General features: G+C 57.3%; 21 protein-coding genes, 4 tRNA genes, 2 pseudogenes and 1 riboswitch. Of the genes and pseudogenes, 16 read left to right on the forward strand and 11 right to left on the reverse strand.

Going from position 1 to position 22,786, the window contains the following annotated elements:
* Positions 1-164: 164 nt before the first annotated feature.
* Together trxB and ACTG2O_RS16630 are read left to right on the forward strand one after the other, a co-directional pair.
* Positions 165-1,115, forward strand: a complete 951-nt coding sequence (gene trxB, locus ACTG2O_RS16625) for a thioredoxin-disulfide reductase (RefSeq protein ID WP_019445530.1) — start codon at positions 165-167, stop codon at positions 1,113-1,115.
* Between the two features lie 62 nt (positions 1,116-1,177).
* On the forward strand, positions 1,178-2,425 hold the full coding sequence (locus tag ACTG2O_RS16630) for a diguanylate cyclase (RefSeq protein ID WP_019445529.1): 1,248 nt from the start codon (positions 1,178-1,180) through the stop codon (positions 2,423-2,425).
* A 108-nt stretch (positions 2,426-2,533) separates the two neighbouring features.
* Here ACTG2O_RS16630 and ACTG2O_RS16635 read toward each other — a convergent pair whose 3' ends face one another.
* Positions 2,534-3,004 carry a glycine zipper 2TM domain-containing protein gene (locus ACTG2O_RS16635; RefSeq protein WP_019445528.1) on the reverse strand — a complete coding sequence of 157 codons (471 nt, stop codon included), beginning with the start codon at positions 3,002-3,004 and terminating at the stop codon, positions 2,534-2,536.
* A 19-nt stretch (positions 3,005-3,023) separates the two neighbouring features.
* Between ACTG2O_RS16635 and aat the strand changes: the two genes are divergently transcribed.
* The 3 genes from aat (at position 3,024) to infA (ending at position 4,731) form a co-directional block, all read left to right on the forward strand.
* Positions 3,024-3,731 carry a leucyl/phenylalanyl-tRNA--protein transferase gene (aat, locus tag ACTG2O_RS16640; protein ID WP_019445527.1) on the forward strand — a complete coding sequence of 236 codons (708 nt, stop codon included), beginning with the start codon at positions 3,024-3,026 and terminating at the stop codon, positions 3,729-3,731.
* Positions 3,728-4,444, forward strand: coding sequence for an arginyltransferase (locus ACTG2O_RS16645; protein ID WP_019445526.1), 717 nt, complete (start codon positions 3,728-3,730; stop codon positions 4,442-4,444). The genes aat and ACTG2O_RS16645 overlap by 4 nt, the downstream gene beginning before the upstream one ends.
* Positions 4,445-4,512: 68 nt before the next feature.
* The gene (gene infA, locus ACTG2O_RS16650; protein ID WP_005300033.1) at positions 4,513-4,731 is read left to right on the forward strand and encodes a translation initiation factor IF-1; all 219 of its coding nucleotides are present in this window, start codon (positions 4,513-4,515) and stop codon (positions 4,729-4,731) included.
* Between the two features lie 68 nt (positions 4,732-4,799).
* On the opposite strand, the gene clpA is transcribed toward infA, so the two are convergent.
* Both clpA and clpS read right to left on the reverse strand, forming a co-directional pair.
* Positions 4,800-7,055 (reverse strand): ATP-dependent Clp protease ATP-binding subunit ClpA, encoded by a 2,256-nt coding sequence (clpA, locus tag ACTG2O_RS16655; protein ID WP_005337110.1) that lies wholly within the window; start codon positions 7,053-7,055, stop codon positions 4,800-4,802.
* A 59-nt stretch (positions 7,056-7,114) separates the two neighbouring features.
* Positions 7,115-7,432 (reverse strand): ATP-dependent Clp protease adapter ClpS, encoded by a 318-nt coding sequence (gene clpS / locus ACTG2O_RS16660; RefSeq protein WP_005337111.1) that lies wholly within the window; start codon positions 7,430-7,432, stop codon positions 7,115-7,117.
* Positions 7,433-7,661: 229 nt separating this feature from the next.
* On the opposite strand from clpS, the gene cspD reads away from it, so the two are divergent.
* Complete coding sequence (gene cspD / locus ACTG2O_RS16665) at positions 7,662-7,880, forward strand: cold shock-like protein CspD (RefSeq protein ID WP_005300025.1); 219 nt, start codon at positions 7,662-7,664, stop codon at positions 7,878-7,880.
* 117 nt (positions 7,881-7,997) lie between these two features.
* Here cspD and folD read toward each other — a convergent pair whose 3' ends face one another.
* The gene (folD, locus tag ACTG2O_RS16670; protein WP_005337113.1) at positions 7,998-8,852 is read right to left on the reverse strand and encodes a bifunctional methylenetetrahydrofolate dehydrogenase/methenyltetrahydrofolate cyclohydrolase FolD; all 855 of its coding nucleotides are present in this window, start codon (positions 8,850-8,852) and stop codon (positions 7,998-8,000) included.
* A 213-nt stretch (positions 8,853-9,065) separates the two neighbouring features.
* On the opposite strand from folD, the gene ACTG2O_RS16675 reads away from it, so the two are divergent.
* The 8 genes and pseudogenes from ACTG2O_RS16675 (at position 9,066) to ACTG2O_RS16710 (ending at position 15,432) form a co-directional block, all read left to right on the forward strand.
* Positions 9,066-9,142 (forward strand) — tRNA-Pro (locus ACTG2O_RS16675).
* A gap of 37 nt (positions 9,143-9,179) precedes the next feature.
* Positions 9,180-9,256, forward strand: a tRNA-Arg gene (locus ACTG2O_RS16680).
* A gap of 52 nt (positions 9,257-9,308) precedes the next feature.
* Positions 9,309-9,384 (forward strand) — tRNA-His (locus ACTG2O_RS16685).
* Between the two features lie 317 nt (positions 9,385-9,701).
* Positions 9,702-10,412: a two-component system response regulator RstA gene (gene rstA, locus ACTG2O_RS16690; protein ID WP_439976359.1), complete on the forward strand. Its 711-nt coding sequence runs from the start codon at positions 9,702-9,704 to the stop codon at positions 10,410-10,412.
* A gap of 21 nt (positions 10,413-10,433) precedes the next feature.
* On the forward strand, positions 10,434-11,759 hold the full coding sequence (gene rstB / locus ACTG2O_RS16695) for a two-component system sensor histidine kinase RstB (protein ID WP_439976360.1): 1,326 nt from the start codon (positions 10,434-10,436) through the stop codon (positions 11,757-11,759).
* 54 nt (positions 11,760-11,813) lie between these two features.
* Entirely contained in the window at positions 11,814-11,996 is a 183-nt protein-coding gene (locus tag ACTG2O_RS16700) for a hypothetical protein (RefSeq protein WP_076494658.1), read from the forward strand.
* Positions 11,997-12,149: 153 nt separating this feature from the next.
* Positions 12,150-14,698, forward strand: a pseudogene (gene mprF / locus ACTG2O_RS16705) (bifunctional lysylphosphatidylglycerol flippase/synthetase MprF).
* A gap of 11 nt (positions 14,699-14,709) precedes the next feature.
* Positions 14,710-15,432 (forward strand): AcvB/VirJ family lysyl-phosphatidylglycerol hydrolase, encoded by a 723-nt coding sequence (locus ACTG2O_RS16710; protein ID WP_439976361.1) that lies wholly within the window; start codon positions 14,710-14,712, stop codon positions 15,430-15,432.
* Between the two features lie 291 nt (positions 15,433-15,723).
* Here ACTG2O_RS16710 and ACTG2O_RS16715 read toward each other — a convergent pair.
* Positions 15,724-15,810 (reverse strand) — tRNA-Ser (locus tag ACTG2O_RS16715).
* A 134-nt stretch (positions 15,811-15,944) separates the two neighbouring features.
* Positions 15,945-16,400 carry a YbjN domain-containing protein gene (locus tag ACTG2O_RS16720; protein ID WP_005337119.1) on the reverse strand — a complete coding sequence of 152 codons (456 nt, stop codon included), beginning with the start codon at positions 16,398-16,400 and terminating at the stop codon, positions 15,945-15,947.
* Between the two features lie 158 nt (positions 16,401-16,558).
* Between ACTG2O_RS16720 and ACTG2O_RS16725 the strand changes: the two genes are divergently transcribed.
* On the forward strand, positions 16,559-17,896 hold the full coding sequence (locus ACTG2O_RS16725) for a flavohemoglobin expression-modulating QEGLA motif protein (protein ID WP_151286805.1): 1,338 nt from the start codon (positions 16,559-16,561) through the stop codon (positions 17,894-17,896).
* A gap of 81 nt (positions 17,897-17,977) precedes the next feature.
* Here the strand turns inward: ACTG2O_RS16725 and ACTG2O_RS16730 are convergent, their stop codons facing one another.
* The gene (locus ACTG2O_RS16730) at positions 17,978-18,559 is read right to left on the reverse strand and encodes a thymidine kinase (protein WP_005351181.1); all 582 of its coding nucleotides are present in this window, start codon (positions 18,557-18,559) and stop codon (positions 17,978-17,980) included.
* A 90-nt stretch (positions 18,560-18,649) separates the two neighbouring features.
* Positions 18,650-20,230 carry a Na+/H+ antiporter NhaC family protein gene (locus ACTG2O_RS16735; RefSeq protein WP_005351177.1) on the reverse strand — a complete coding sequence of 527 codons (1,581 nt, stop codon included), beginning with the start codon at positions 20,228-20,230 and terminating at the stop codon, positions 18,650-18,652.
* 88 nt (positions 20,231-20,318) lie between these two features.
* Positions 20,319-20,490, reverse strand: a riboswitch (Lysine riboswitch).
* A gap of 302 nt (positions 20,491-20,792) precedes the next feature.
* Between ACTG2O_RS16735 and ACTG2O_RS16740 the strand changes: the two genes are divergently transcribed.
* Complete coding sequence (locus ACTG2O_RS16740; RefSeq protein WP_139433581.1) at positions 20,793-21,197, forward strand: H-NS family histone-like protein; 405 nt, start codon at positions 20,793-20,795, stop codon at positions 21,195-21,197.
* Positions 21,198-21,266: 69 nt separating this feature from the next.
* Here ACTG2O_RS16740 and ACTG2O_RS16745 read toward each other — a convergent pair.
* The 3 genes and pseudogenes from ACTG2O_RS16745 to queE form a co-directional block, all read right to left on the reverse strand.
* Positions 21,267-21,841: pseudogene (locus ACTG2O_RS16745) on the reverse strand (cob(I)yrinic acid a,c-diamide adenosyltransferase).
* Positions 21,838-22,068, reverse strand: a complete 231-nt coding sequence (locus tag ACTG2O_RS16750) for a DUF3820 family protein (protein WP_005337126.1) — start codon at positions 22,066-22,068, stop codon at positions 21,838-21,840. Before ACTG2O_RS16750 ends, ACTG2O_RS16745 begins: the two are co-directional and overlap by 4 nt.
* 1 nt (position 22,069) lies before the next feature.
* A complete protein-coding gene (gene queE, locus ACTG2O_RS16755; RefSeq protein ID WP_439976362.1) occupies positions 22,070-22,741 on the reverse strand; it encodes a 7-carboxy-7-deazaguanine synthase QueE in 672 nt (223 codons plus the stop codon).
* Positions 22,742-22,786 lie beyond the last annotated feature (45 nt).

The raw sequence follows: 22,786 nt of genomic DNA on the forward strand, positions 1-22,786 counted from the left end.
TGGAGATGAGTGAAAATCCGCCCGCGATGGGCGGTTTTTTTATGCCTTTATTTTGCATGTCACCCCTTGTGAACACGATTAGTGCAATCGACTCACCAGCCTTTGACCCCGGATCACGAATTACCTACAATCGCGCAAACTCATCACATCCCGGAAATGACATCATGAGCCAAGTCACTCACAGCAAATTGCTGATCTTAGGGTCAGGCCCGGCCGGTTACACCGCGGCCGTCTACGCCGCCCGCGCCAACCTCAATCCCCTGCTCATCACCGGCATGCAGCAAGGGGGTCAGCTGACCACCACCACCGAAGTGGAAAACTGGCCAGGTGATCCGGAAGGGCTGACAGGCCCGGCCCTGATGGAGCGCATGAAAGAGCATGCAGAGAAGTTCGACACCCGCATCCTGTTTGATCACATCAACAGTGTCGAACTGACTCAGCGCCCGTTCCGTCTCAAGGGCGACAACGGCGAGTACACCTGCGATGCCCTGATCATCGCGACCGGCGCCTCCGCCAAGTATCTGGGTCTGCCCTCCGAAGAGGCCTTCAAGGGGCGCGGCGTCTCTGCCTGTGCCACCTGTGACGGTTTCTTCTACCGCAATCAGGAAGTGGCGGTGATCGGCGGCGGCAACACCGCTGTTGAAGAAGCTTTGTATCTGGCCAACATCGCCAAGAAGGTGCACCTGATCCACCGCCGCGACGAATTCCGTGCCGAGAAGATCCTGATCAAGCGTCTGCACGACAAGGTCGCGAGCGGCAATATCGTGCTGCACACCCACCAGACCCTGGACGAAGTGCTGGGCGATCAGATGGGGGTCACCGGTGTGCGCCTGCGCAACACTCAGGACAACAGCACCAGCGAGCTGCCGCTGATGGGCGTCTTCATCGCCATCGGCCACCAGCCCAATACCCAGATCTTCGATGGCCAGCTGGAGATGCAAAACGGCTATCTGAAGGTACGTGGCGGCCTCGACGGTTTTGCCACCCAGACCAGCATTGAAGGTGTCTTCGCTGCCGGCGACGTGGCCGACCACAACTACCGTCAGGCGATCACCTCTGCCGGTACCGGCTGCATGGCAGCCCTCGATGCCGAACGCTACCTCGACGCGCAATAAACAAGCGTAGTTGTGATATAAGGCATACCAGTCGGTATGCCTTTTTTATTTAAAGGAGTCTAATGAAACAGAAGATATTGATTGTCGAAGATAGCCTGACCATCCGCCGTATGCTGACTCAGGCCATTGCCCAGCAGACAGGCCTCGAGATTGACGCCTTCGATACCCTCGAAGGTGCCCGTCACTGCCGGGGCGAGGAGTATGTGGTCGCGCTGGTGGACCTGACCTTGCCGGATGCGCCCCGTGGCGAAGCGGTCAACGAGCTGCTGGCTCGAGGTTTGCCGGTGGTGATCCTCACTGCCGACATCAGCGAGGATAAACGTGCCGCCTGGCTGGAAACCGGCGTGCTGGACTATGTGATGAAGGATTCGCGCCACTCGCTGCAATATGCCGTCAGTTTGGTGCACCGCCTCTATCTCAACCAGTCTATCGAAGTGCTGGTGGTCGACGACTCACGCACCTCCCGTCACCGCACCATGGCCCAGTTGCGCAAGCAGTTGTTGCAGGTGCATGAGGCCAGTCATGCCCGTGAAGCGATGGCGATGCTGGAGCAACACCCGGACATCCGGCTGGCACTGGTCGACTATTATATGCCGGATATCGATGGCATCAGTCTGGTGCGGATGCTGAGAGAGCGTTACAGCAAGCAGCAGCTCGCGATTATCGGGATCTCGGTCTCGGACAAGCGCGGTCTCTCTGCTCGCTACCTCAAGCAGGGCGCCAACGACTTTCTCAACCAGCCGTTCGAGCCGGAAGAGCTACAGTGTCGGGTCAGCCACAATCTGGAAGCGCTCGAGCAGTTCAACAGCATTCAGGAGTCAGCCAATCGTGATTACCTGACCGGTCTCTACAACCGGCGCTACTGGTTCAACGAAGGGCAAAAATGGTTTGAAGAACATCAGCGCCAGCAGACGCCTCTCGCACTCTGTGTGCTTGATGTGGATCACTTCAAGCAGGTCAACGATCACTGGGGCCATGCCATCGGCGATCAACTGCTCTGCCATCTGACCCGGCTACTGACCCAGTTCTTCCCCGATGCCATGATCGCCCGCTTTGGCGGAGAGGAGTTTGCCATGATGGTGCCTCACTGTACCGTCCCCGTGTTGATCAAGCGTCTTGAAGGGCTGCGTCAGCAGCTGCGCCAGCAACCCTTGTCACCGGAAACCCCGCTCTTTGTTCGCGCCAGTTACGGCGTGATCAGTGTCGGGCGGATATCCATGGACGAGGCGCTGAGCGTAGCGGATCGGCTGCTCTATCAGGCAAAGAACACCGGTCGCGACAAGATAGTCTCTCAAGAGATAACTATCTGAATCCTCAGGGCATCAGTCCCGTGTATTACCGCCCGACAGACTTTCCAGCAGGAGAGTCTGCGGGTTCCTTTCCTGCCACAGTCTCCCCATCACCGAGACTATCGAAAGTCAGTAAGTCTTGTCGACCCGCACCCCATCATCGAAGTAGAGAATGCGCACCTTGTCCCCATTGGCAAAGACCATGGTGGGATCATAATCCTGGATCACGTTGATAAGGGCATTTTGCTCGTTGCGGATCAGCAGCTCCACCAACTTGTTTTCCACCACGGTTCCCCCGGACTGGTATTGCTGCGCAGCTGCAGCACCTGCGAGCGCGCCGACGGCGGTGGCGATTTCACGGCCATGACCGCCGCCAAACTGGTTGCCAAGCAGACCGCCCAACACGGCACCACCCAGCGTCTTCCAGCCAGAGTGCTCTGACTCCAGGATCTGGCGCTGGGTAATATTGCGCACCGTTTCGACCTGACCAAACACCACCTGATTGACCGGCCGCGCGGTATTGCGCTGGTAAACTTCCGCCCCGGCGGGCGCCGTGACAAAGCAGAGCAAGCTGGATACTATCAGGATAATGGCCTTCATCTATGAACCTCGTTGCCTTATGTCTCGCTATCTTACCCAACTGGATGATGAGCTTTGCTGGTTTCCCGACCCCAGCCATGCGCTGGAAGAGCCCAATGGCTTGCTGGCGATCGGCGGGGATCTCTCCCCTGCCAGATTGCTGGCAGCTTACCACAAGGGGATCTTCCCGTGGAATGAACCCCACCAGCCGACCCTGTGGTGGTCACCGGATCCCCGTGGGGTGATCCGTCCCGACCAACTCCATGTGGGGCGCACACTGCAGAAGATTATCCGCCGTACCCCATTCGATATTTCCGTCAATCGCGCCTTTAATGAAGTCATTACCGCCTGCGCCGCCCCTCGTCGCACTGCCGATGGCACCTGGATCAGCCAGCCCATGATCGAGGCCTACCAGCAGTTGCACCGGCTGGGTCATGCCCACTCTATCGAGATCTGGCAGGAGGGAGAGCTGCAAGCGGGACTGTATGGCCTCTCTATCGGCCGACTGTTTTGCGGTGAATCCATGTTCAGCCGGATTGATAACGGCGCCAAACTTGCCATGGTGGCACTCTGTCGCCACTTCGCCCGCCATCGCGGCGCCCTCATCGATTGCCAGATGCAAAACCCGTTTCTGGCGACCCTGGGTATCGAGGAGTGGCCAAGGGCCCGTTTTCTGGCCGAACTGGCACGCCTTGGCCATCAACCACTATTGGCTTCCTGCTGGCAAGAGGGGGAAATCAGCCTATGACTGAAGAAGTGATCCTCAAAGTAGGGCTGACTCCCAAGCATCCCTGCAGTTATCTGGACCATGAACAGGAGCAATTGCTGGTACTGATGGATCACAATCTGCTCAACGCCAACGGTTACGAGCGATTGTTGACTGCCGGTTTTCGCCGCAGTGGCAACGACATCTATCGTCCCCACTGCCCGGCGTGCCATGCCTGCCAGTCCCTTCGTATTCACAGCGAGCGCTTTCGCCCCAGCCGCGGCCAGAAGCGGATCCGCCAGCTCAACAGGGATATCGAGATCGTCCTGAGCTACGATGACAAACCCGAGTATTACCTGCTCTACGAACGCTATATCCGCGAACGCCATCACGATGGCAGCATGTATCCCCCCAACCGCAGCCAGTATCGTGGGTTTCTCCATTGTGACTGGATGCCGCCGCTCTACCTGGAGATGCGCAAAGAGGGCCGCCTTATCGGTGTAGCCACCACAGACCTGCTGCCCCACTCCTTGAGCGCCATGTACACCTTCTTCGATCCTGACTATGCCGATCGCTCCCTGGGCACTTTTGCCATCCTCTGCCAGCTCGATCTGGCCAGGCGAACCGGGCGAAGCTGGCTCTATCTTGGCTATCTGGTAGAGGCGTGTCGCAAGATGAATTACAAACGCAATTACCTCCCTCATGAACTGTTAATTCAGGGGGAATGGAAAAATATCGACACCAAGCCCGAGTAAACTTTACACATAGCCTTAAATCCGGCATGATCCAGCGGTTTTTTGTTGTGGCTTATCAAGAGGATTCAATGGCTAAAGAAGACAGTATTGAGATGCAGGGCACTATTCTCGAAACCCTGCCCAATACCATGTTCCGTGTGGAACTGGAGAATGGTCACGTGGTTATCGCTCATATTTCAGGCAAGATGCGCAAAAACTACATTCGTATCCTGACTGGAGACAAAGTAACGGTAGCACTGACTCCCTACGATCTCTCCAAGGGACGTATTGTTTTCCGCTCTCGCTAAGCCAGGAATTCAGCAAAAAACCCCAACCTTTCGGTTGGGGTTTTTTGTCGTTTTCTGATCACTAACGCTTAGTGGGAAACAGCTTCAACATTGACCTGAAAATCAAAGCTGAGGCTGTCATTTACCAACTCAACCTTCACAATTCCCCCGTCAACCAGTGAACCAAACAGGATCTCGTTGGCCAGGGGTTTCTTGAGGTGCTCCTGGATTACCCGACCCATCGGTCTGGCGCCCATGGCTCTGTCATATCCCTTCTCTGCCAACCAGTGGCGGGCACGCTCTGACACCTCGAGAGAGACTCCCTTCGCATCCAGTTGAACCTGCAATTCGACAATGAACTTGTCGACCACCTGATGGATCACCGTCATATCCAGATGGTTGAACCAGATGGTGTGATCAAGCCGGTTGCGAAACTCCGGACTGAAGGTCTTGTTGATCACCGCCATGGCATCGTGGCTCAAATCCTGTTGCTGGAAGCCAATCGATTTACGCTGAGTCTCCTGCACACCGGCGTTGGTAGTCATGACCAAAATCACGTTACGGAAATCCGCCTTGCGCCCGTTGTTGTCGGTCAGGGTGCCGTTGTCCATCACCTGCAACAGCAGATTGAATACGTCCGGGTGAGCTTTCTCAATTTCGTCAAGCAACACGACGGAATGAGGATGCTTGATCACCGCATCAGTCAGCAGACCACCCTGCTCAAAACCGACATAGCCGGGAGGCGCACCAATCAGACGAGATACGGTATGGCGTTCCATGTACTCGGACATATCAAAGCGCAGCATCTCGACACCCAGCGCCTTACCAAGCTGCTGGGTGACCTCGGTCTTGCCCACCCCGGTCGGACCAGCGAAGAGGAAGCACCCTACCGGGCGACGCTCGTTACCCAAACCTGAACGAGAGAGGCGAATCGCATCGGTCAGCACCTCGATGGCTTTATCCTGACCAAAGACCACCATCTTCAGATTGCGCTCCAGGTTCTTCAGTACTTCTTTATCTGAAGAGGAGACTGATTTTTCCGGAATGCGGGCGATCTTGGCCACAATGGACTCAATTTCCTGCACATTGATCACTTTCTTGCGCTTGCTCGCCGGCAGTAACCGTTGACCGGCACCCGCCTCGTCGATCACATCGATCGCCTTGTCGGGTAGGTGACGATCATTGATGTACTTGGCAGAGAGCTCGGCAGCTGCACGGATCGCCTTGGCGGTATAGCGTACACCGTGGTGGGCTTCGTAGCGACTCTTGAGCCCCATCAGGATGCGAGTGGTGTCATCGATAGTCGGCTCGACAATATCGATCTTCTGGAAGCGACGGGCCAACGCACGGTCTTTCTCGAAGATCTGGGCGTACTCCTGATAAGTGGTGGATCCCACACAGCGGAGCAAACCATTGGAGAGCAGCGGCTTGATCAGGTTGGCCGCATCCAGCTGACCACCGGAAGCAGCACCGGCACCAATGATGGTATGGATCTCGTCGATAAAGAGGATGGCCCCTTCCTGACGCTCAATCTGCTTGAGCAGTACTTTGAGGCGCTTCTCGAAATCACCACGGTATTTGGTGCCCGCCAGCAGAGAACCCATATCCAGCGAATAGATGGTACTGCCCGCAATCACCTCGGGCACATCCCCCTTGACGATGCGATAGGCCAACCCTTCGGCAATGGCGGTTTTCCCCACGCCGGCTTCACCCACCAGCAGCGGGTTGTTCTTGCGACGGCGGCAGAGCACCTGAATGGTACGATTGAGCTCCTGATCACGGCCAATCAGCGGATCGATGCGCCCTTCCAGCACCAGCTGGTTCAGGTTGGTGGCAAAGCTCTCGATCTGTGCGGCCGAAACATCATCATCAGACTCGGGATTGTTATTGCTGCCGAGATCCGGCTTGCTGTCCTTGCGCACCCCGTGGGAGAGGAAATTGACGACGTCGAGACGGCTGATCTCGGCTTTTTTCAGGAAATAGGCAGCTTGTGACTCCTGCTCACTGAAGATAGCGACCAGCACGTTGGCGCCGCTTACTTCGGTATTGCCGGAGGATTGCACATGGAAGACGGCACGCTGCAACACGCGCTGGAAGCCCAGTGTCGGCTGGGTTTCACGATCTTCATCATCGCGCGGTATGAGCGGAGTAGTTTGGGTGATGAATGCGCGGATCTCCTTGCGCATCTGCTCAACATCGGCACCACAAGAGCTCAGCGCCTCATGGGCTGAACTGTTATCCAGAAGGGCTAACAACAGGTGCTCGACGGTCATGAATTCATGACGCTCGTCACGGGCCAGTTTGAAAGCCTCGTTCAGCGTCTTTTCTAGATCTTTATTCAACATAGGCACCTCCCCTAGTACAGCTACAATGTGGTGTCACACTCGCCATCAAGTCATCAGATTCAAGCCTTTTCCATAGTACAGAGCAGTGGATGTTCGTTGTTACGTGCATAGGTGTTGACCTGGACAACCTTGGTTTCGGCGATCTCTGCGGTAAACATGCCGCAGACACCCTTACCACTATAATGCACACTCAGCATGACCTGAGTCGCCTTGTCCAAATCCATACCAAAGAACTTTTGCAGCACCTCCACCACGAACTCCATCGGGGTGTAGTCATCGTTGTTCAACACAACTTTATACATGGGTGGCGGCTGCAGCTTTGTTTTCTCTGCTTCTGCAATCTCTTCATTAGCAAAGAGTTCTTTCTGCTTGCTCATAATCGCGCTTTGGTACCTCTAGATTACTACCGTCTAACACAAGGTTGTCAATAGACTTGTTAACCAGATCACATCAGCTGTTAACAACTTCTTGACTCGCTCAAAAGTTAGACTAGATTGGTTACTTGCTAATCTGTGCCCGTCTGCTATGGGCCCATGTCCCTAGTTATAAAGGGCTGGCGCAGGTTACTCAACGACTTCTGGGTAATCAATAAAAGGATGTAGAAGTATGGCAACCGGCACAGTTAAGTGGTTTAACAACGCAAAAGGATTTGGGTTTATCTGTCCGGAAGGGGGCGGTGAGGATATCTTCGCTCACTACTCCACGATTCAAATGGAGGGCTACAAGACCCTGAAAGCGGGTCAGGCTGTCAATTTTGAACTGCAACAGGGGCCGAAAGGAAATCACGCCTCTGTGATTGTGCCAAACGAAGCACAAAATATGTAAATAACACCCGTTGGATAAATAAAAAACCGGTTCCTCTCTGAGCAACCGGTTTTTTATTGTCATATTTCTGGCGAATCCTGCCTCCTCACGGGATCACAGGGTTATCACCAACCATGATCAGTCGTGATATTCACTGCAGGCGATCAGGGTATTTTCCATCAGGCTGGCGACCGTCATCGGGCCCACGCCACCGGGTACCGGAGTAATGAAGGAGGCATGGCTGCGCGCCGTCTCAAACTCCACATCCCCGACCAGCGAGCCATCAGCCAGACGGTTGATGCCCACATCGATCACCAGTGCCCCCGGTTTGATCCACTCCCCAGGGATGAAGTTGGGCTTACCGACCGCAACAACCAGCAGATCGGCACGGCGAACCTGCTCTTCCAGATCCCGGGTAAAGCGGTGACAGGTCGTGGTTGTGCAGCCAGCCAGCAACAATTCGAGGGTCATGGGACGCCCGACGATGTTGGACGCTCCCACCACGACCGCATGCAGACCATGTGTCTTCACGCCGGTGGTCTCGATCAGTGTCATGATCCCTTTCGGAGTGCAGGGGCGCAGCGCCGGAATACGTTGGGCCAGACGGCCGACGTTATACGGGTGGAATCCATCTACATCCTTGTCAGGCTGGATCCGCTCCAGCACCTGAGTGGTATCAAAGTGATCCGGCAACGGCAGCTGAACCAGAATGCCATCTACGTGGCTATCCGCATTCAACTGGTCGATCAGCGCCAGCAGCTCTTCCTGACTGGCAGTTGCACTCAGATCATAGGAGCGGGAGAGAAAACCCACCTCCTCGCACGCCCGACGTTTGCTGCCGACATAGACCTGAGAGGCGGGATCCGCCCCCACCAGAATGACTGCCAGCCCTGGAGCCCGTTTCCCTGCCGCCAACCGCTGTTGGACTTGCGCCGCGACCTGGCTGCGAATCGTTTGCGCAACCTGTTTTCCATCTATGATTTTGGCAGACATCGTTCTCCACTCACCATGTGTTCAACTGCCGCGCATTGTCGCATTTTTTTAGCCGGGATGTTAGCGGCAGACGCACGCCATACCTGTAGCGGGCAATAAGTAGGCACTTGAATTTACTGGGGGAAAAAGTCGTTGACGCTGGCCCTTACGCTTGGCTATGATGCCCGCCCGTTGCCCAGTACGACTCATGTCGATATGCTGGTCAGGGATTTTCGGTGATTAGCGCAGTCCGGTAGCGCATCTGGTTTGGGACCAGAGGGTCAAAGGTTCGAATCCTTTATCACCGACCATGTTCATCGACTCGTCCTTAAGACGTGTTGATACAAAGCGCCCTTAGCTCAGTTGGATAGAGCAACGGCCTTCTAAGCCGTGGGTCGCAGGTTCGAATCCTGCAGGGCGCGCCATTGATGTTCCCCAATCCTTCTGGATTGGCGAGCGTTGATGAAAATTTCAGTGGTGGCTGTAGCTCAGTTGGTAGAGTCCCGGATTGTGATTCCGGTTGTCGTGGGTTCGAGCCCCATCAGCCACCCCATTATTCTGTCGATAATCGCCGTAAGGTGATGTCCATCGACTTGGTGCAGTGACCTTCTGGTCTGCTCCGCGAAAAACCGGCCTTGGCCGGTTTTTTTGTTTTTGCGCTCGACAGCGCCTTACCTTGTCTGCAAGGCCATCATCCTCCAGATCGATAAACGCAGCTCTGCCCATTTGTCACGATATGCTCCTCTCCATCGATACACACAGCCACACTCCCCCGCACATCAGCCTGCCCGGTTCTTTTTCTGTATTTCCCAAGCGCCATTGATATGCTGATCGCTCTTCTTCTCTCCTGCTTTCCGTTGGAGCTTTTCTATGCAACGCATTCTTTTTGTCGAAGATGATCCCGAGATTGGCCAGCTCATCAGCAGTTGGCTCGGTCGCCACGATATGGACGTGATCCTCGAGCCCAGAGGAGATCTGGCACTGGCCCGGGTAGAGGCCGAACAGCCCGACCTGGTGCTGCTCGATATCATGTTGCCGGGACAGGATGGCATGTCCCTCTGTCGGGATCTTCGGCCACGCTTCGACGGCCCCATCGTAATGCTCACCTCGCTGGACAGCGACATGAACCAGATCCTGAGTCTGGAGCTGGGCGCCAACGACTACATCCTCAAAACGACACCACCACCGGTGCTGCTGGCCCGACTTCGGGTACAATTTCGCCAGCACCAGCAAACACCAACCCAACCGGCAGCCACCAGCAGCGTTCCCCAGCAGCTGCAATTTGGTCGGCTGCGGGTGGATGGTCCGGGACGAGATGTGCGCCTCGATGGCGAGAGCATTGCCCTCTCGACCGCCGACTTTGATCTGCTGTGGGAGCTCGCCTGCCACGCGGGCCAAATCTTGAGTCGGGAAGCCCTTTTTCGCAGCTTGCGCGGCCGGGAGTACGACGGTCAGGATCGCAGCATGGATGTGGCCATCTCCCGCCTGCGCCGCAAACTGGGTGATAACCCCGACAACCCGACCCGGATCAAGACGGTGCGCCAGAAAGGCTACCTCTTCGTCCCCCACGCCTGGGAATAACCCTCTTTCAGGAGCACAGCCATGCGCCGCCTCTTTATCCAGTTCTATCTGTTGCTGATCGGCTGCTTCACCCTGGCCATCCTGCTGGTTGGCATGGTCTATCAGGTGACCGCCGAACGGGCGGGTGATCGCTATCTCGAACGCATGATGCAGGGCTCTCTTGGCCTGTTGACCGGCGAGTTGGCAAGAACCCCGCCAGAGCGCTGGCCCGATCGGCTGGCCGAGCAGAGCAGTCAGTTTACCCTCCCCCTCATGATCGGCGAGCTGGTGCGCCAGCCCCTGACCAGCGAGGATCAAGCCTTTCTGGCCGCCGGCAACATTGTCATCGTCGAGGAGGATGACACCTTCCTGCAGCGCATCCCCGATACCGATCGGGTGCTGATTGTCGGCCCTGTACCCTACCTCTCCTACCTGCACGAGCTGCACTGGGTCGACGTGGGACTGCTGCTGGGGATCGGCCTATCCCTCGGCCTGCCCATCCTTCTGTGGCTGCGTCCCCACTGGCGCGGCTTGCAACAGTTGGAGCAAACCGCACGTCGCGTAGGCGATGGGGATCTCTCCTGCCGAACCAATCTGCCACCGGGCAGCAGTCTGGCCCGGGTGGGACGCACCTTCGATCAAATGGCGACCCAATTGCAGGCCATGATTGCCAGCCGCAAGCAACTGACCGATGCCATCGCACACGAGTTGCGCACCCCGCTGGTCCGGTTGCGCTATCGGCTTGCCATGCTCGAACCTGCCCCTGCCGAGCAGGAGCAGCAGGCGCTGGAGCGAGATCTGGGAGCGCTGGACGCTCTGATCGAAGAGATGCTCACCTACGCCAAGCTGGATAGACCCGAGTTGCCGTTGCAACAGGACGAGCTGGAGCTCAGTCACTGGGCACAAGCGCATCTCGGCGACTGGCAAGCGCTGGCACCCGAGAAGAGGCTCACCCTCGATCTGCCGCCACGCCACATGCCCTGGTGCGGCGATCAGCGTCTGCTGACGCGCGCGGTGGAGAACCTGATCGGCAATGCCCTGCGCTACGCCGAGAGGGAGGTTACCCTCTCCATCTCGCGGCTGCAGGAGAACTATTTGCTGGAGGTGAGCGACGATGGGCCGGGGATCGATCCGGCGCTGGCGCCCCAGATCTTCGAGCCGTTCGTGCGTCTTGATCAGAGTCGGGATCGCCGCACCGGCGGCACCGGGCTGGGGCTCGCCATTGTGCGCAGCATAGCGCTCCACCATGGTGGTGATGTGGCATTGCTTCCCGCCGCCAAGGGAGCCCGCTTCTGCCTCACCCTGCCTGTACATTTGGATACAAACCGTCACCAACCGCTCACTGAAGGGCCGCTGCTACCGTCATAGGATGACTGTCATGGAGAACGCTCCATAACATCAACCCGAATAAGGAAATTGACCATGAAAAAGATCATTCCCCTGACCCTGGCTGCCGTCTTCGCCCTCACTTCCGGTTTCACCATGGCGGCCACCCCGACCAAGACAGCCACACCGCAGGCGACCCAGACCAAGGTGGTGAAAAAACACCATAAAACCACTCACGCCAAGACTCCTGCCGTCAAAGTCGCGCCGAAAACCAAGTGATCCAACCGGTCACTGGATATCACAGAGGGAGGCTGACGCCTCCCTTTCCATCTCTTCCCGAAATTTTCCTGACGAGCGCCTCCCTCGTCCAAACCGGATCCACGACCCGGCTCCCCCTTTGCGGGAAACGGTCAATGACCACAGGAACATGGCATGTGGCGTCATCTGCTTAAATGGCTCGGCCCCTTGTGCAGCTTGCTGCTGCTCGGCACCGCACTGATCGTGCTGTATCACCTGACTCAGGCATGGCACTGGCACGATATTCGTGTGGCCATCTGGTCCCAACCCCTGCCGCGACTGGCGGGCGCCCTGCTGCTGACCCTGCTCAGTTATGGTTGCCTCTGCAGCTATGACATGCTGGCGCTCCATGCGCTGGGCAAGCGCCTTCCCTGGCAACAGGTCAGCATTACCTCCTTTATCGCCTACACCTTCTCCAACACCCTGGGATTTGCCCTGCTGACGGGCACCTCGGTACGCTATCGCCTCTACTCAGCATTGGGGCTCGCCACCGGGGAAGTGGCCCGCGTGGTGCTGTTCTGCTCCATCACTTTTTTCCTCGGCCTGCTGGCGTGGGGAGGTGGCTCCCTACTGACCTGCGATGTATCACAGCTGCTGCCTGACTGGCCGCAGTGGGCAGATACCCTGCTCAGGCTGGCGGGCATGATGGCTCTGCTGTTGGTGGCCTGCTACCTCTGCTGGCCCACACACCGTCTCTCCTGGCGCGAACACACCCTGACCCTGCCCGGTTTCAAAGTTCGTCTGTCGCAGCTGCTGGTCGCGCTGGCTGACTGGATGGCCGCCGCCGCCGTACTGTTTGTGCTGCTGCCCGCATATAGCGTCCCCTACCCTGTGCTGCTCAGTGCCTTCGTGCTGGCCAGCTTCCTCGGAGTACTGGCCCACGTGCCGGGCGGGATCGGCGTGTTCGAAGCGAGCATGAGCCTGCTGCTGGCTAACTACCTGCCAACCGACAAGCTGCTCGCCTCGCTGCTGCTCTACCGCTGCATCTATTATCTGCTTCCCTTTCTCTGTGCCCTGCTGCTCTTTACCAGCCAGGAGATGTTGCAACAAAAAGCGCGCTGGCAGCGGCTACAGGGGCTGATGAGCGCAGTGCGCGAATTTCTTCCCGCCCTTATCAGCATGGGCACCTTCGCCGCCGGCAGCCTGCTGCTCTGCTCGGGGATGATCCCGACCATGCGCAGCCACATCGAAGTGTGGCTGCAGGTGTTGCCGCTCCACCTACTGGAGCTCTCCCACGTGCTCGGCAGCGTGAGCGGTATCCTCCTGATCCTGCTGGCGCGCAGCCTCTATCGCCGTCACGACGCCGCGTTTCGCATCACCCAGCTGCTGCTGGCTCTGGGTATCGCCTTCTCCCTGCTCAAGGGGGGGACTGGGAGTCAGCCCTGCTGCTTGGCAGTTTCCTGCTCATCATGACCCCCTGCCGCACCCTCTTCTATCGCAAGGGGTCGCTGCTCTATCCCCAGTACACCCCAGGCTGGCTCATTTCGGTCGGCGCCGTGCTGCTGGGGGCGCTGTGGCTGCTGCTCTTCTCCTATCGTCAGGTGGAGTATGACCACGCCCTCTGGTTCCACTTCTCGCCCCACGGTGGGGCGGCCCGCGGCCTGCGCGCCATGGGGAGCGTGGTGGCCGTGCTGGCCGTTGCCGGGGTTGCCCAGCTGCTTGCGCCGCTGCGCATGGTCGGCGAAAAGCCGGACAAGGAGACGCTGGCGCGCGCTCACGAGCTGGTGGTGCGCGAAGGGGGGATCCACGGCTATCTGGCCCAGTTGCAGGACAAGTCCCTGCTGTTCCACCCCGCCGGTGACGCCTTCCTGATGTATGGCATCGAGGGCAACAGCTGGATTGTGATGGGGGATCCGGTCGGTCGCCCCGAGCAGATCGAAGAGCTGCTCTGGCAATTTCGCGAGCGATGCGATGAACACGACGCCAATCCGGTCTTTTATCAGGTCTCGGCCCGCTATCTGCCGCTCTATCTGGAGCTCGGGCTGATCCCCTTCAAGCTCGGTGAAGAGGCGATGGTCGATCTGGCTACCTTCGATCTGGCGGGCAGTCGGTTGCGCAACCTGCGCCAGAGCCACGCCAAGGGCAAACGGGAAGGGTTGACCTTCGAGGTGGTCGAGGCGAGCGCCGTGGCTCCCCTGCTGCCCAGATTGCAGACCGTCTCAGATACCTGGCTGCAGAGCAAAATGGGCAAGGAGAAGGGGTTTTCGGTCGGCCGCTTCGAGCCTGACTACCTGACCTTGAGCCCGGCTGCACTGGTGTGGCACGAGGGGCAGATTGTCGGCTTTGCCAACCTCTGGGTGAGCGATAACAAGGAGATGCTCTCCATCGATCTGATGCGTTACAGCCTGGATACCGGCACCGCCCCCATCATGGATTTTCTCTTTGTCGAGCTGCTGCTGTGGGGCAAGGAGCAAGGGTACGCCAGCTTCAATCTGGGGATGGCCCCCATGTCCGGCTTCAACGATCACCCGCTCAACAGCTACTGGGCCCGCCTTGGCAATACCCTGTTCGTCCGTGGCAGCCGCTTTTACAACTTCCAGGGGCTCAGACGCTACAAGGAGAAATTTTCGCCCCGCTGGGAACCCCGCTACCTGCTCTGCAGCAGCAAGCTGGTACTGCCCAGAACCCTGACTCACCTGATCACCCTGATTAGCCGCGGCCCGCTGGGGCTGATCAAGAAATAGGAGCATGGCCAATGAGAGCCTTGATATTGCTGTTACTCAGTCTCGTACTGCCCGTTTCATCTTTTGCGGCGCATGCCGCCCCGGTCAAGGATGACCTGAGCCTGATTGAGCTGCCGGTCAAGCAGCCATCCGACGCCCCCATGGTGATCTTTCTCAGCGGCGATGGCGGCTGGGCAGCCCTCGACAAGGGGTTGAGCGCCCAGTTTCAGCTGCACGGCCTGCCGGTCGTGGGCTGGAGCTCCCTCACCTACTACTGGAAGAAGAAAACCCCGGAGCAGGTGACCGCCGATCTGGAGCGGATCCTCGATGATTATCAGGCGCGCTGGCAGCGCCCTCGCTGGCTGCTGGTCGGCTTCTCGTTTGGTGCCGAGATTGTCCCCTTCGTCATCAACCGGTTGCCGGAGCACTATCGTCAGGGGCTGGTCGGGGCCGTGATGCTCTCCCCCTCCACCAGCTCGGACTTCGAGATCCACGTCAGCGACATGCTGACCCACAAGGCCCGCAGCTACCCGACCGAACCGCAGGTGAAAACCATCCGGGATCTGCCGATGGTCTGCCTGCAAGGTGCCGATGATGATGACGACGACCGCCTCTGCCCCCGTCTCAACCAACCCAACGTCACCAGCATCACCCTGCCGGGAGGACACCATTTTGACGATAACTACCCCCAGCTCTATCAGGCCATCACCAAGCATCTGAACCTGCCCCCGGATCCACTGACTGTTGAGCATTAATCGGTATCACCACGGAATGCCTTTCAAGTACCGAGCAGGGCAAATCAGCGAACAATGAAAAGGGCCTCTCTTGCGAGAGGCCCTTTTACTGAATCGGGTGGAAACTTTAAAAGGATCGACCAATGGGTTGGCCGTGGCGTCAAAGTAACCGAGGCTTTTCACTACGATTGCCCAAGCGGTTCAGCCAGATGCGCTATCAAGAACGAAGATTTGCATTCCTATGCCAGCAACCACGCGGGGATTGCGCCAGAAAGCAAAAAGCCCTGATGTTGCCATCAGGGCTTTGCAATTTGGCGGTGAGGAGGGATTCGAACCCTCGATACGTTGCCGTATACACACTTTCCAGGCGTGCTCCTTCAGCCACTCGGACACCTCACCAAATTTTGGTCTGTGGTTTAACGTGTTCAGCCAACACGGTGTTCGCTACGCTGTTGCGCTGGAACGGGGCGTAATTTAGGGGAAAGCTCCGCCCGCGTCAACGGCTTTTTTCACCTGGCAAACCGTTCGAACACTTAATGCACAGATTCCGGTGCAACCTGGATTTCCGGCAGATTGAGGAAGCCGGAACGTTCGCATTCGGCAACCAGTTCGTGGGTGGCAGCGATGGTGCTTTGCACGAACAGCAGGAACTGCTCGACGCTGAGTCCGGCCTTGGTAAAGACGGTGTGGCCGACCACCAGCCGCGGCAGGTTGTCATCGATGATATCGAGGAACACCTTGAGGGAGGGGTACTGCATATTGAGTCGGCCCAGTTCGGCAACCAGCGGCAGCATTGCGGAGGGGCGCACTTCCAGCTCGGAGGAGAACAGCAGGCCTTCCTCTTCCACGAAGATCCGGCTCTCCTGAATACCATCGACCGACTGCAAAGAGACAATGTGGATACCGTGACACTGGTCGCAGACATAGTGCTCGATACGAGCTTGTTGCAACCAACGCATTATCATTTCGGAGCTGGGGATATTCATCATTTCCACGACAAGATTGGGATCAAGGGGCGCAGTCTAAACCAATTTGCTATCAACAAAAAGCACGCCAACCCGATAACCCTGCGGCTCGCTTCTTTTTGGCAAGCGCTATGCATATACTCAGCCAAATCCACGATGACGCTTGCCCCACAGGGGGCCCCATGACGATCCAAGAAAAGTATCGCCTTCATCTTAAATCACTCTCGGATGAGCTGCTCACCCTGCAAAAACCCATCCGCATTCTGGATGCCATCAAATGGCCACGCCATCTGCAGGATCGCTTTCTGGCAAGCGGTGGCAGGGAGCTGCCCGCTATCGACAGGCACTTCTATGATGCCCTCCCCCTCGGCTTCGATCCGCGCAACAAGTATCTGGAGCTCAAGGAGCTGCGGGACCGGATCCGCAGAAAACTGGGGCCACAGGACGATCTTGGCCGGATCCTGCAAGAGACGGTCGATCAGTACATGGTGGTGATCGAGATGCTGCGCCAGCGCGGCCAACCCGATTTTCAGCGTTACAGCCAGCTGCTTTATGGCTCTGCCAGCGATCACCTGCGCGGGGATCGCAAGACTCTCAAGGAGCTGGGCGCCCGCCTGTGCGATATCTTCTCCCTGCCCGGCGCCCGCCATCTGGTGCGCCCCTACCCCAAGGAGTTCGAAGGAGAGGCCGCGGTCGCCAAACTGCAGGGCAAGCTGTCGAGCTACTTCAGTGACGGCACTGTGCAGGTGAAGCTGAGCGATGGGATTGTCTCCGATGCCGCTGCCGGTGGCGACTACATCAAGCTCAACTCCCACGCCCGTTTCTCCGAGCTGGACTTGCAGGTGCTGGAGGTACACGAGGGGTGGGTCCATGTCGGCACCACCCTCAACGGTCGCCAGCAGCCCTATGCCACTTGGCTGAGCGCCGGTTCACCGCGGATCACCGCCTGTCAGGAGGGGCTGGCTGTCCTGATAGAGACCCTCACCTTCAGCTCCTTTCCGGATCGGGCCAAGCGTATCTCCGATCGGGTGATGGCCATCGACATGGCCGAGCGCGGCGCCGATTTTATCGAGGTGTTTCAGCACTTCGTGCTGCAGGGCACCAGCGAGCACGACGCCTACAAGATCACCCAGCGGGTCTTTCGTGGCGGCATGGTGGGCGGCGGCGCCTGCTTTACCAAGGATCTCTCCTACGTGCGTGGCTATGTGGAGACGGTCAACTTCATCCGCAGCGCCGTACTGGAAGGGGTGCCCGAAATCCTGCCGATGCTATTTGTCGGCAAGGTGACACTGGATGACATTCCGGTGCTCTATCAGCACTATCTGGAGGGGCTGATTGCCGCACCCCGCTATTTGCCGCCGATGTTTCGCGATCTCACCGGCCTCTATGTCTGGTTCGGTTTTGCCTCCGGCATGTCACTGGTCGATATCGGCCGGGTACAGCACCATTTTCGCCAGCTGTTTCAACGCCTGCCGGTGGCCGACCCCATCATTGCGCCGGTGGATATCGAGATCGACTGAACCACAGCGATACAAGTTGGGGAAAATAAAAAGGGCGCCAGATTGGCGCCCTGCTCGACGATTCAAATATCCGCAGCCGAATTACTTGTAGGCCCGACCTTCGAGATAGTGTTTGCGACAGAGCGACACATAGCGATCGTTGCCGCCGATCTCCACCTGTTCGCCATCACGCATCACCTGCCCCGCTTCGTTGACCCGGGAGTTCATGTGAGCCTTGTTGCCACACCAGCAGATGCTCTTCAGCTCTTCAAACTTGTCGGCCAGACAGAGCAGATGGTAGGAGCCTGGGAACAGCTCGCCGCGAAAATCGGTCTTGAGGCCATAGGCCATCACCGGAATATCCTGCTCATCGACGATGCGGGCCAGCTGGTAGACCTGCTCACGGGTCAGGAACTGGGCCTCGTCCACGATAAAGACATCGATATGTTTCTTCGCATGGCGCGCTTTCACCATTTCAAACAGATCGCAGCTGTCGCTGAACACGTCCACCTTCAGTTCAAGGCCAACCCGGGCACTGATCACCCCGACCCCGAAACGGTCATCGATGGCAGGCGTCATCGCCAGAGGATGCATGCCCCGCTCCAGATAGTTGAAGTGCGCCTGAATGAGCTGGGTGGATTTGCCTGAATTCATGGTGGCAAATTTGTAGTGCAGTGAAGCCATGATACTGTTCCGAAACTGAATTTATGGGCGCATGCTAACCAAAGCCCCTGACAAAACCAAGGGGCCCGCGGGCCCCTTGCTCTATAAATGTTACGCGGTGGCCAACACTGGCCGCGCTTTGGCCTTTTTCAGGTGATAGCCGGTAAAGAGCACGAACCAGAGGGCACTGACACTGAAACCGGCCAGGCTGGAGTGCATCAAGCCCATCGCCAGGTAACCGATGGCCGCGCCGAAGGCGATGGCCAGTGCATAGGGCAGCTGGGTCATCACGTGATCGATGTGATGGCAACCGGCACCGGTGGCAGAGAGGATGCTGGTGCTGGAGATGGGTGAGCTGTGATCCCCGAACACCGAGCCAGCCAGTACCGCAGCCAGCATCGGCAGCATCAGGCTGATGTCGCTGGCGGCGGCCATGTCACCGGCCAGCGGCAGCATGATGCCGAAGGTACCCCAGCTGGTGCCGGTGGCAAATGCCATGGCACAGGAGAGGATAAAGACCACGGCAGGCAGCACTTCGATCGGCAGGTTGCCGTTAGCCAGCGAAGCCAGGTACTTGCCGGTCTCTACGTCGCGCACCACGGCACCTATGGTCCAGGCAAACAGCAGGATGTTGATGGCTGGCAGCATGGCCATGACGCCTTGCGGCGCGGCCTTGATCCAGTTCTTGGCACCCAGCTTCAGGCGCATAGCCAGACCGATGGAGACCACCAGACTGCACAGGGCACCGTAAACCAGCGAAGAGCCGACGTTGGTGTTTTCGAACGAGCCAAGCACGCTGAACGGCAGCCCTTTCTCGCTCAGCACCGCAGCACCGGAATCAATCATGAAATAGATGGTGGCGGCGGTCAGGGTCAGGATCGGCAGTACCATGTCGATCATGCCGCCGTTGCTCTCTTCCGGGCTCTCCATATCCAGACCGATGGGGCGGCCCTTGGACTCATCCCACAGCTTGCCTTCCAGCGCCCACGCTTCGTGTTGACGCATCGGGCCGATATCCAGCTGACAGGCGATCACCACCAACACCATGATCAGGGTGAAGACGGCGTAGAGGTTCATCGGGATCATCTCGACAAACGCAGCGATGGGGCTCTGCTCGGTCAGACCGTGGGCCGCCATGATGCCGCCAACCAGGGCGATGATATAAGCTCCCCAGGAGGAGATGGGCATCAGCACGCAGACCGGCGCCGCGGTGGAGTCCAGCAGATAGGCCAATTTGGCACGGGAGATCTGGAAGCGGTCGGTCACCGGACGGCAGATGGCCCCCACCGACAGGCTGTGGAAGAAGTCATCGATAAAGAAGGCAAACACCATCATGCCAGTCAGGGCTTTGGCGCCCTTGCGGGTCTTGGCACGACGCTCGGCCCACTCGGCAAAGGCACGGGTCGCCCCGGAGACGCTCATCAGGCTGATGAGGCCACCCAGCAGCAGCATAAACAGGATCATGTTGACATTGTCACGATTGAGCGCGCCATCGACCCAGAAGATCTTGAGCACGGTATTCAACATGTAATGCAGGGATTCGAGGGGCGAAAACTGATTGAGCAGCAAACTGCCGGTGACGATGCCCACACCAAGGGACAGCAGCACGCGGCGGGTCATGATCGCCAGCGCGACAGCCAACAGGGGGGGAAGAACGGACCAACCGGAGTCGGCGAAATGACTAATGTCCATGATCTCTTTGCACCTAAAGATTACAGGTGGAGATCTACCGAGAGGATCTAAAGAAACAAAACCTATGGGGAGGTCATACTCCTCAGCCCCTTCAGGTAGCGCTCCATAGTGGATGACTATGGCAGTCCTGCACCTATTAGATGCAGAACCAGCAGCCCGGTATGATGGCCTGGCCACTTCGGCGCTGACTCCTTTCCTTGTGCATCACAGGCATCACCCTCCGCACAAATACTCATAGGCAGCGCGCCTCTACTTAAAGGTATTCGCCGCACATTTTATCGAGATGGCAGCTTATAGCAAGTTTTTTGATTAAATAGTCACGATAAACATATCAAGGTCGAAAAATGGTAGTCAAATGATGCAATAACGCCAGCTTTGACGCTATTTTCACCTACTGCGGTTTCATTGGCATCCAATCACCAAGCCTATTGCTGGCCATATTAAATATCTGTATTGATGTTCCCCACGGATATAATATTTAACCCGGCTTGACTTATTTAAATCACCAAGCAAGAATCAGCTGGAACATAATATTTTTCTCTGACTCGACGTGGTAACTCCTATGAATGAATTTTTAAAGGTACTGCTTAATATCCGCAGTCTGCGTGCGACCTGCCGCGAACTTTCTCTGGAACAACTGGAAGAGGCACTGGAAAAACTCTCTGCGATCGTTGCTGAGCGTCAGCAGGATGAAGCTGCCGAGCGTCAGGCCCGTGAAGAGCATCTGCGGAAAATTAACGAATATAGCGAAATGCTGAAAGCCGCCGGTATTGACCCGGCAGAATTGGTAAGCGCTGTCGCTACCAACCCCGGCAAATCAGAAAAAACCAAGCGGGCGCCACGCCCTGCCAAATATCGCTATCAGGATAATGGCGTAGAGAAAACCTGGACCGGCCAGGGCCGTATGCCTTCGGCTATTGCCAGCGCAGTGGCAGCAGGCAAATCACTGGAAGACTTTGCGATCTGATCTCAATCTCGTTGCTAATAAAAAACCTCGCCAAGGCGAGGTTTTTTATTGCCGCTTAAACGTGAAATATCAGATAGCCGATTGCGGGCGATCTGCTGCCTTGACCCACAGCACTTCACGATCTCCTGCCACACAGATGAGATAGCGGGCAACGGTAAAGAACCAGTCACTCATCCGGTTCAGATAGGGCAGCACCTCGGGATTGACCCGCTCTTCCCGGCTCAATGTCAGCAGCAAGCGCTCGCAATGACGCACCAGAGTGCGCACCACATGTGCTTGCGCCGCGGCACGGGAACCACCGGGCAATATAAATTGGCGCAGCGGCGGCAATGGCTCACTATAACGATCTATCTGCTGTTCAAGGCGAGTGGTCCAGGCGGCATTAACTTGCCAAATTGATTCATTCTGGGCGTCGCTGGAGAATGCCAACTCCCCCCCCAGATCAAACAACTCCTGTTGCAACAGCTGTAAATCAGCCAATAAACCGATCTCTTGCGACGGCACGTCACAAATCAGCAAGCCAATATGGGAGTGAGCTCATCGATATAACCGTAGGTCTCGACCCGCAAATGATCCTTTGGCAACTGGATACCATCGGCCAGCCGGGTCATGCCCTTGTCGCCCTGCCTCGTATATATTCTCATACCGACATCCTGTTAATAATGGGAATAATCATGGATTCGAGTCCATTGAGTTTGATTTCGTAAGCCAACGCCAGCGTCTGGCCCAATTTACCCGCCGGAAAACCGCTGCGCGCCATCCACACCAGATAGGGCTCGGGAATATCGATGATACGCCGCCCCTGATATTTACCGTAAGGCATCTTGTTGGTCAGGGTCAGCAGCACCTGTTCGTCGGATAGCCAATCCATATTAATCGATATCCAGATATTTATGAGTCTGGATTGAGAGTCGCCAGTTACGCGCGATACAGGTATCCATCGCCAATTGGGTGGCCCTTGGCTTCTGGCTAATCGGCTGTAAGGCAATAACCACATCAGGGCGCAGGGTCGCGGTAGCGAGCAGCGCATCCAGCTCTTCAATATGGTGCTCGGTCGCCACCGGATGCTTGATCTCGTTGGCCCGCTCCAGCGCCGAGACCAGCACAGGCAGCCCCCCTTTCATACCGATCTTGGGGGAGACGGTTACCCAGGTCTGCTCATGGGTCTTGATCTCGCTGGTGCCACTGGTTTCAATCTGCACCTGATAACCCGCCGCCAGCAGGGCTGACGAGAGTTCGTGCAGATCGTAGAGGCAGGGCTCGCCACCGGTGATCACCACATGGCGCGCCTGATAACCCAGGTCGGTAAAGCTCTTGATAATCTGCGCGGTGCTAAGTTGGCTCCAACAATCGGATTCGTTGGAGCGATCCAGCACCGCAGCCTTGCCCACTTCACGAGCCGGATCAACAACCCAGGTATGACGGGTATCGCACCAGGGGCAGCCCACCGAGCAACCCTGCAGGCGAACAAAGATGGCGGGCAGGCCGGTAAAGATGCCCTCCCCCTGGATGGTCTGGAAAATCTCGTTGATTGGGTAGTGCATCTCGATCACGGCTTGTTGCAAAAGTCGCGGATTATACCCCAAGCC

The sequence above is a fragment of the Aeromonas sp. 61P genome (assembly GCF_051919545.1).
Taxonomy (GTDB): domain Bacteria; phylum Pseudomonadota; class Gammaproteobacteria; order Enterobacterales; family Aeromonadaceae; genus Aeromonas; species Aeromonas veronii.

What these genes read in the sequence shown, in the direction of transcription:
- ACTG2O_RS16630 (WP_019445529.1), top strand. Translation starts at nt 1,178, where the DNA reads ATGAAACAGAAGATATTGATTGTCGAAGATAGCCTGACCATCCGCCGT.
- clpA (WP_005337110.1), bottom strand. Translation starts at nt 7,055, where the DNA reads ATGTTGAATAAAGATCTAGAAAAGACGCTGAACGAGGCTTTCAAACTG.
- aat (WP_019445527.1), top strand. Translation starts at nt 3,024, where the DNA reads ATGTCTCGCTATCTTACCCAACTGGATGATGAGCTTTGCTGGTTTCCC.
- ACTG2O_RS16740 (WP_139433581.1), top strand. Translation starts at nt 20,793, where the DNA reads ATGAATGAATTTTTAAAGGTACTGCTTAATATCCGCAGTCTGCGTGCG.
- folD (WP_005337113.1), bottom strand. Translation starts at nt 8,852, where the DNA reads ATGTCTGCCAAAATCATAGATGGAAAACAGGTTGCGCAAACGATTCGC.
- ACTG2O_RS16725 (WP_151286805.1), top strand. Translation starts at nt 16,559, where the DNA reads ATGACGATCCAAGAAAAGTATCGCCTTCATCTTAAATCACTCTCGGAT.
- queE (WP_439976362.1), bottom strand. Translation starts at nt 22,741, where the DNA reads ATGCACTACCCAATCAACGAGATTTTCCAGACCATCCAGGGGGAGGGC.
- clpS (WP_005337111.1), bottom strand. Translation starts at nt 7,432, where the DNA reads ATGAGCAAGCAGAAAGAACTCTTTGCTAATGAAGAGATTGCAGAAGCA.
- ACTG2O_RS16730 (WP_005351181.1), bottom strand. Translation starts at nt 18,559, where the DNA reads ATGGCTTCACTGCACTACAAATTTGCCACCATGAATTCAGGCAAATCC.
- ACTG2O_RS16720 (WP_005337119.1), bottom strand. Translation starts at nt 16,400, where the DNA reads ATGATGAATATCCCCAGCTCCGAAATGATAATGCGTTGGTTGCAACAA.
- ACTG2O_RS16635 (WP_019445528.1), bottom strand. Translation starts at nt 3,004, where the DNA reads ATGAAGGCCATTATCCTGATAGTATCCAGCTTGCTCTGCTTTGTCACG.
- infA (WP_005300033.1), top strand. Translation starts at nt 4,513, where the DNA reads ATGGCTAAAGAAGACAGTATTGAGATGCAGGGCACTATTCTCGAAACC.
- rstB (WP_439976360.1), top strand. Translation starts at nt 10,434, where the DNA reads ATGCGCCGCCTCTTTATCCAGTTCTATCTGTTGCTGATCGGCTGCTTC.
- ACTG2O_RS16735 (WP_005351177.1), bottom strand. Translation starts at nt 20,230, where the DNA reads ATGGACATTAGTCATTTCGCCGACTCCGGTTGGTCCGTTCTTCCCCCC.
- ACTG2O_RS16700 (WP_076494658.1), top strand. Translation starts at nt 11,814, where the DNA reads ATGAAAAAGATCATTCCCCTGACCCTGGCTGCCGTCTTCGCCCTCACT.
- ACTG2O_RS16645 (WP_019445526.1), top strand. Translation starts at nt 3,728, where the DNA reads ATGACTGAAGAAGTGATCCTCAAAGTAGGGCTGACTCCCAAGCATCCC.
- ACTG2O_RS16710 (WP_439976361.1), top strand. Translation starts at nt 14,710, where the DNA reads ATGAGAGCCTTGATATTGCTGTTACTCAGTCTCGTACTGCCCGTTTCA.
- rstA (WP_439976359.1), top strand. Translation starts at nt 9,702, where the DNA reads ATGCAACGCATTCTTTTTGTCGAAGATGATCCCGAGATTGGCCAGCTC.
- ACTG2O_RS16750 (WP_005337126.1), bottom strand. Translation starts at nt 22,068, where the DNA reads ATGGATTGGCTATCCGACGAACAGGTGCTGCTGACCCTGACCAACAAG.
- trxB (WP_019445530.1), top strand. Translation starts at nt 165, where the DNA reads ATGAGCCAAGTCACTCACAGCAAATTGCTGATCTTAGGGTCAGGCCCG.
- cspD (WP_005300025.1), top strand. Translation starts at nt 7,662, where the DNA reads ATGGCAACCGGCACAGTTAAGTGGTTTAACAACGCAAAAGGATTTGGG.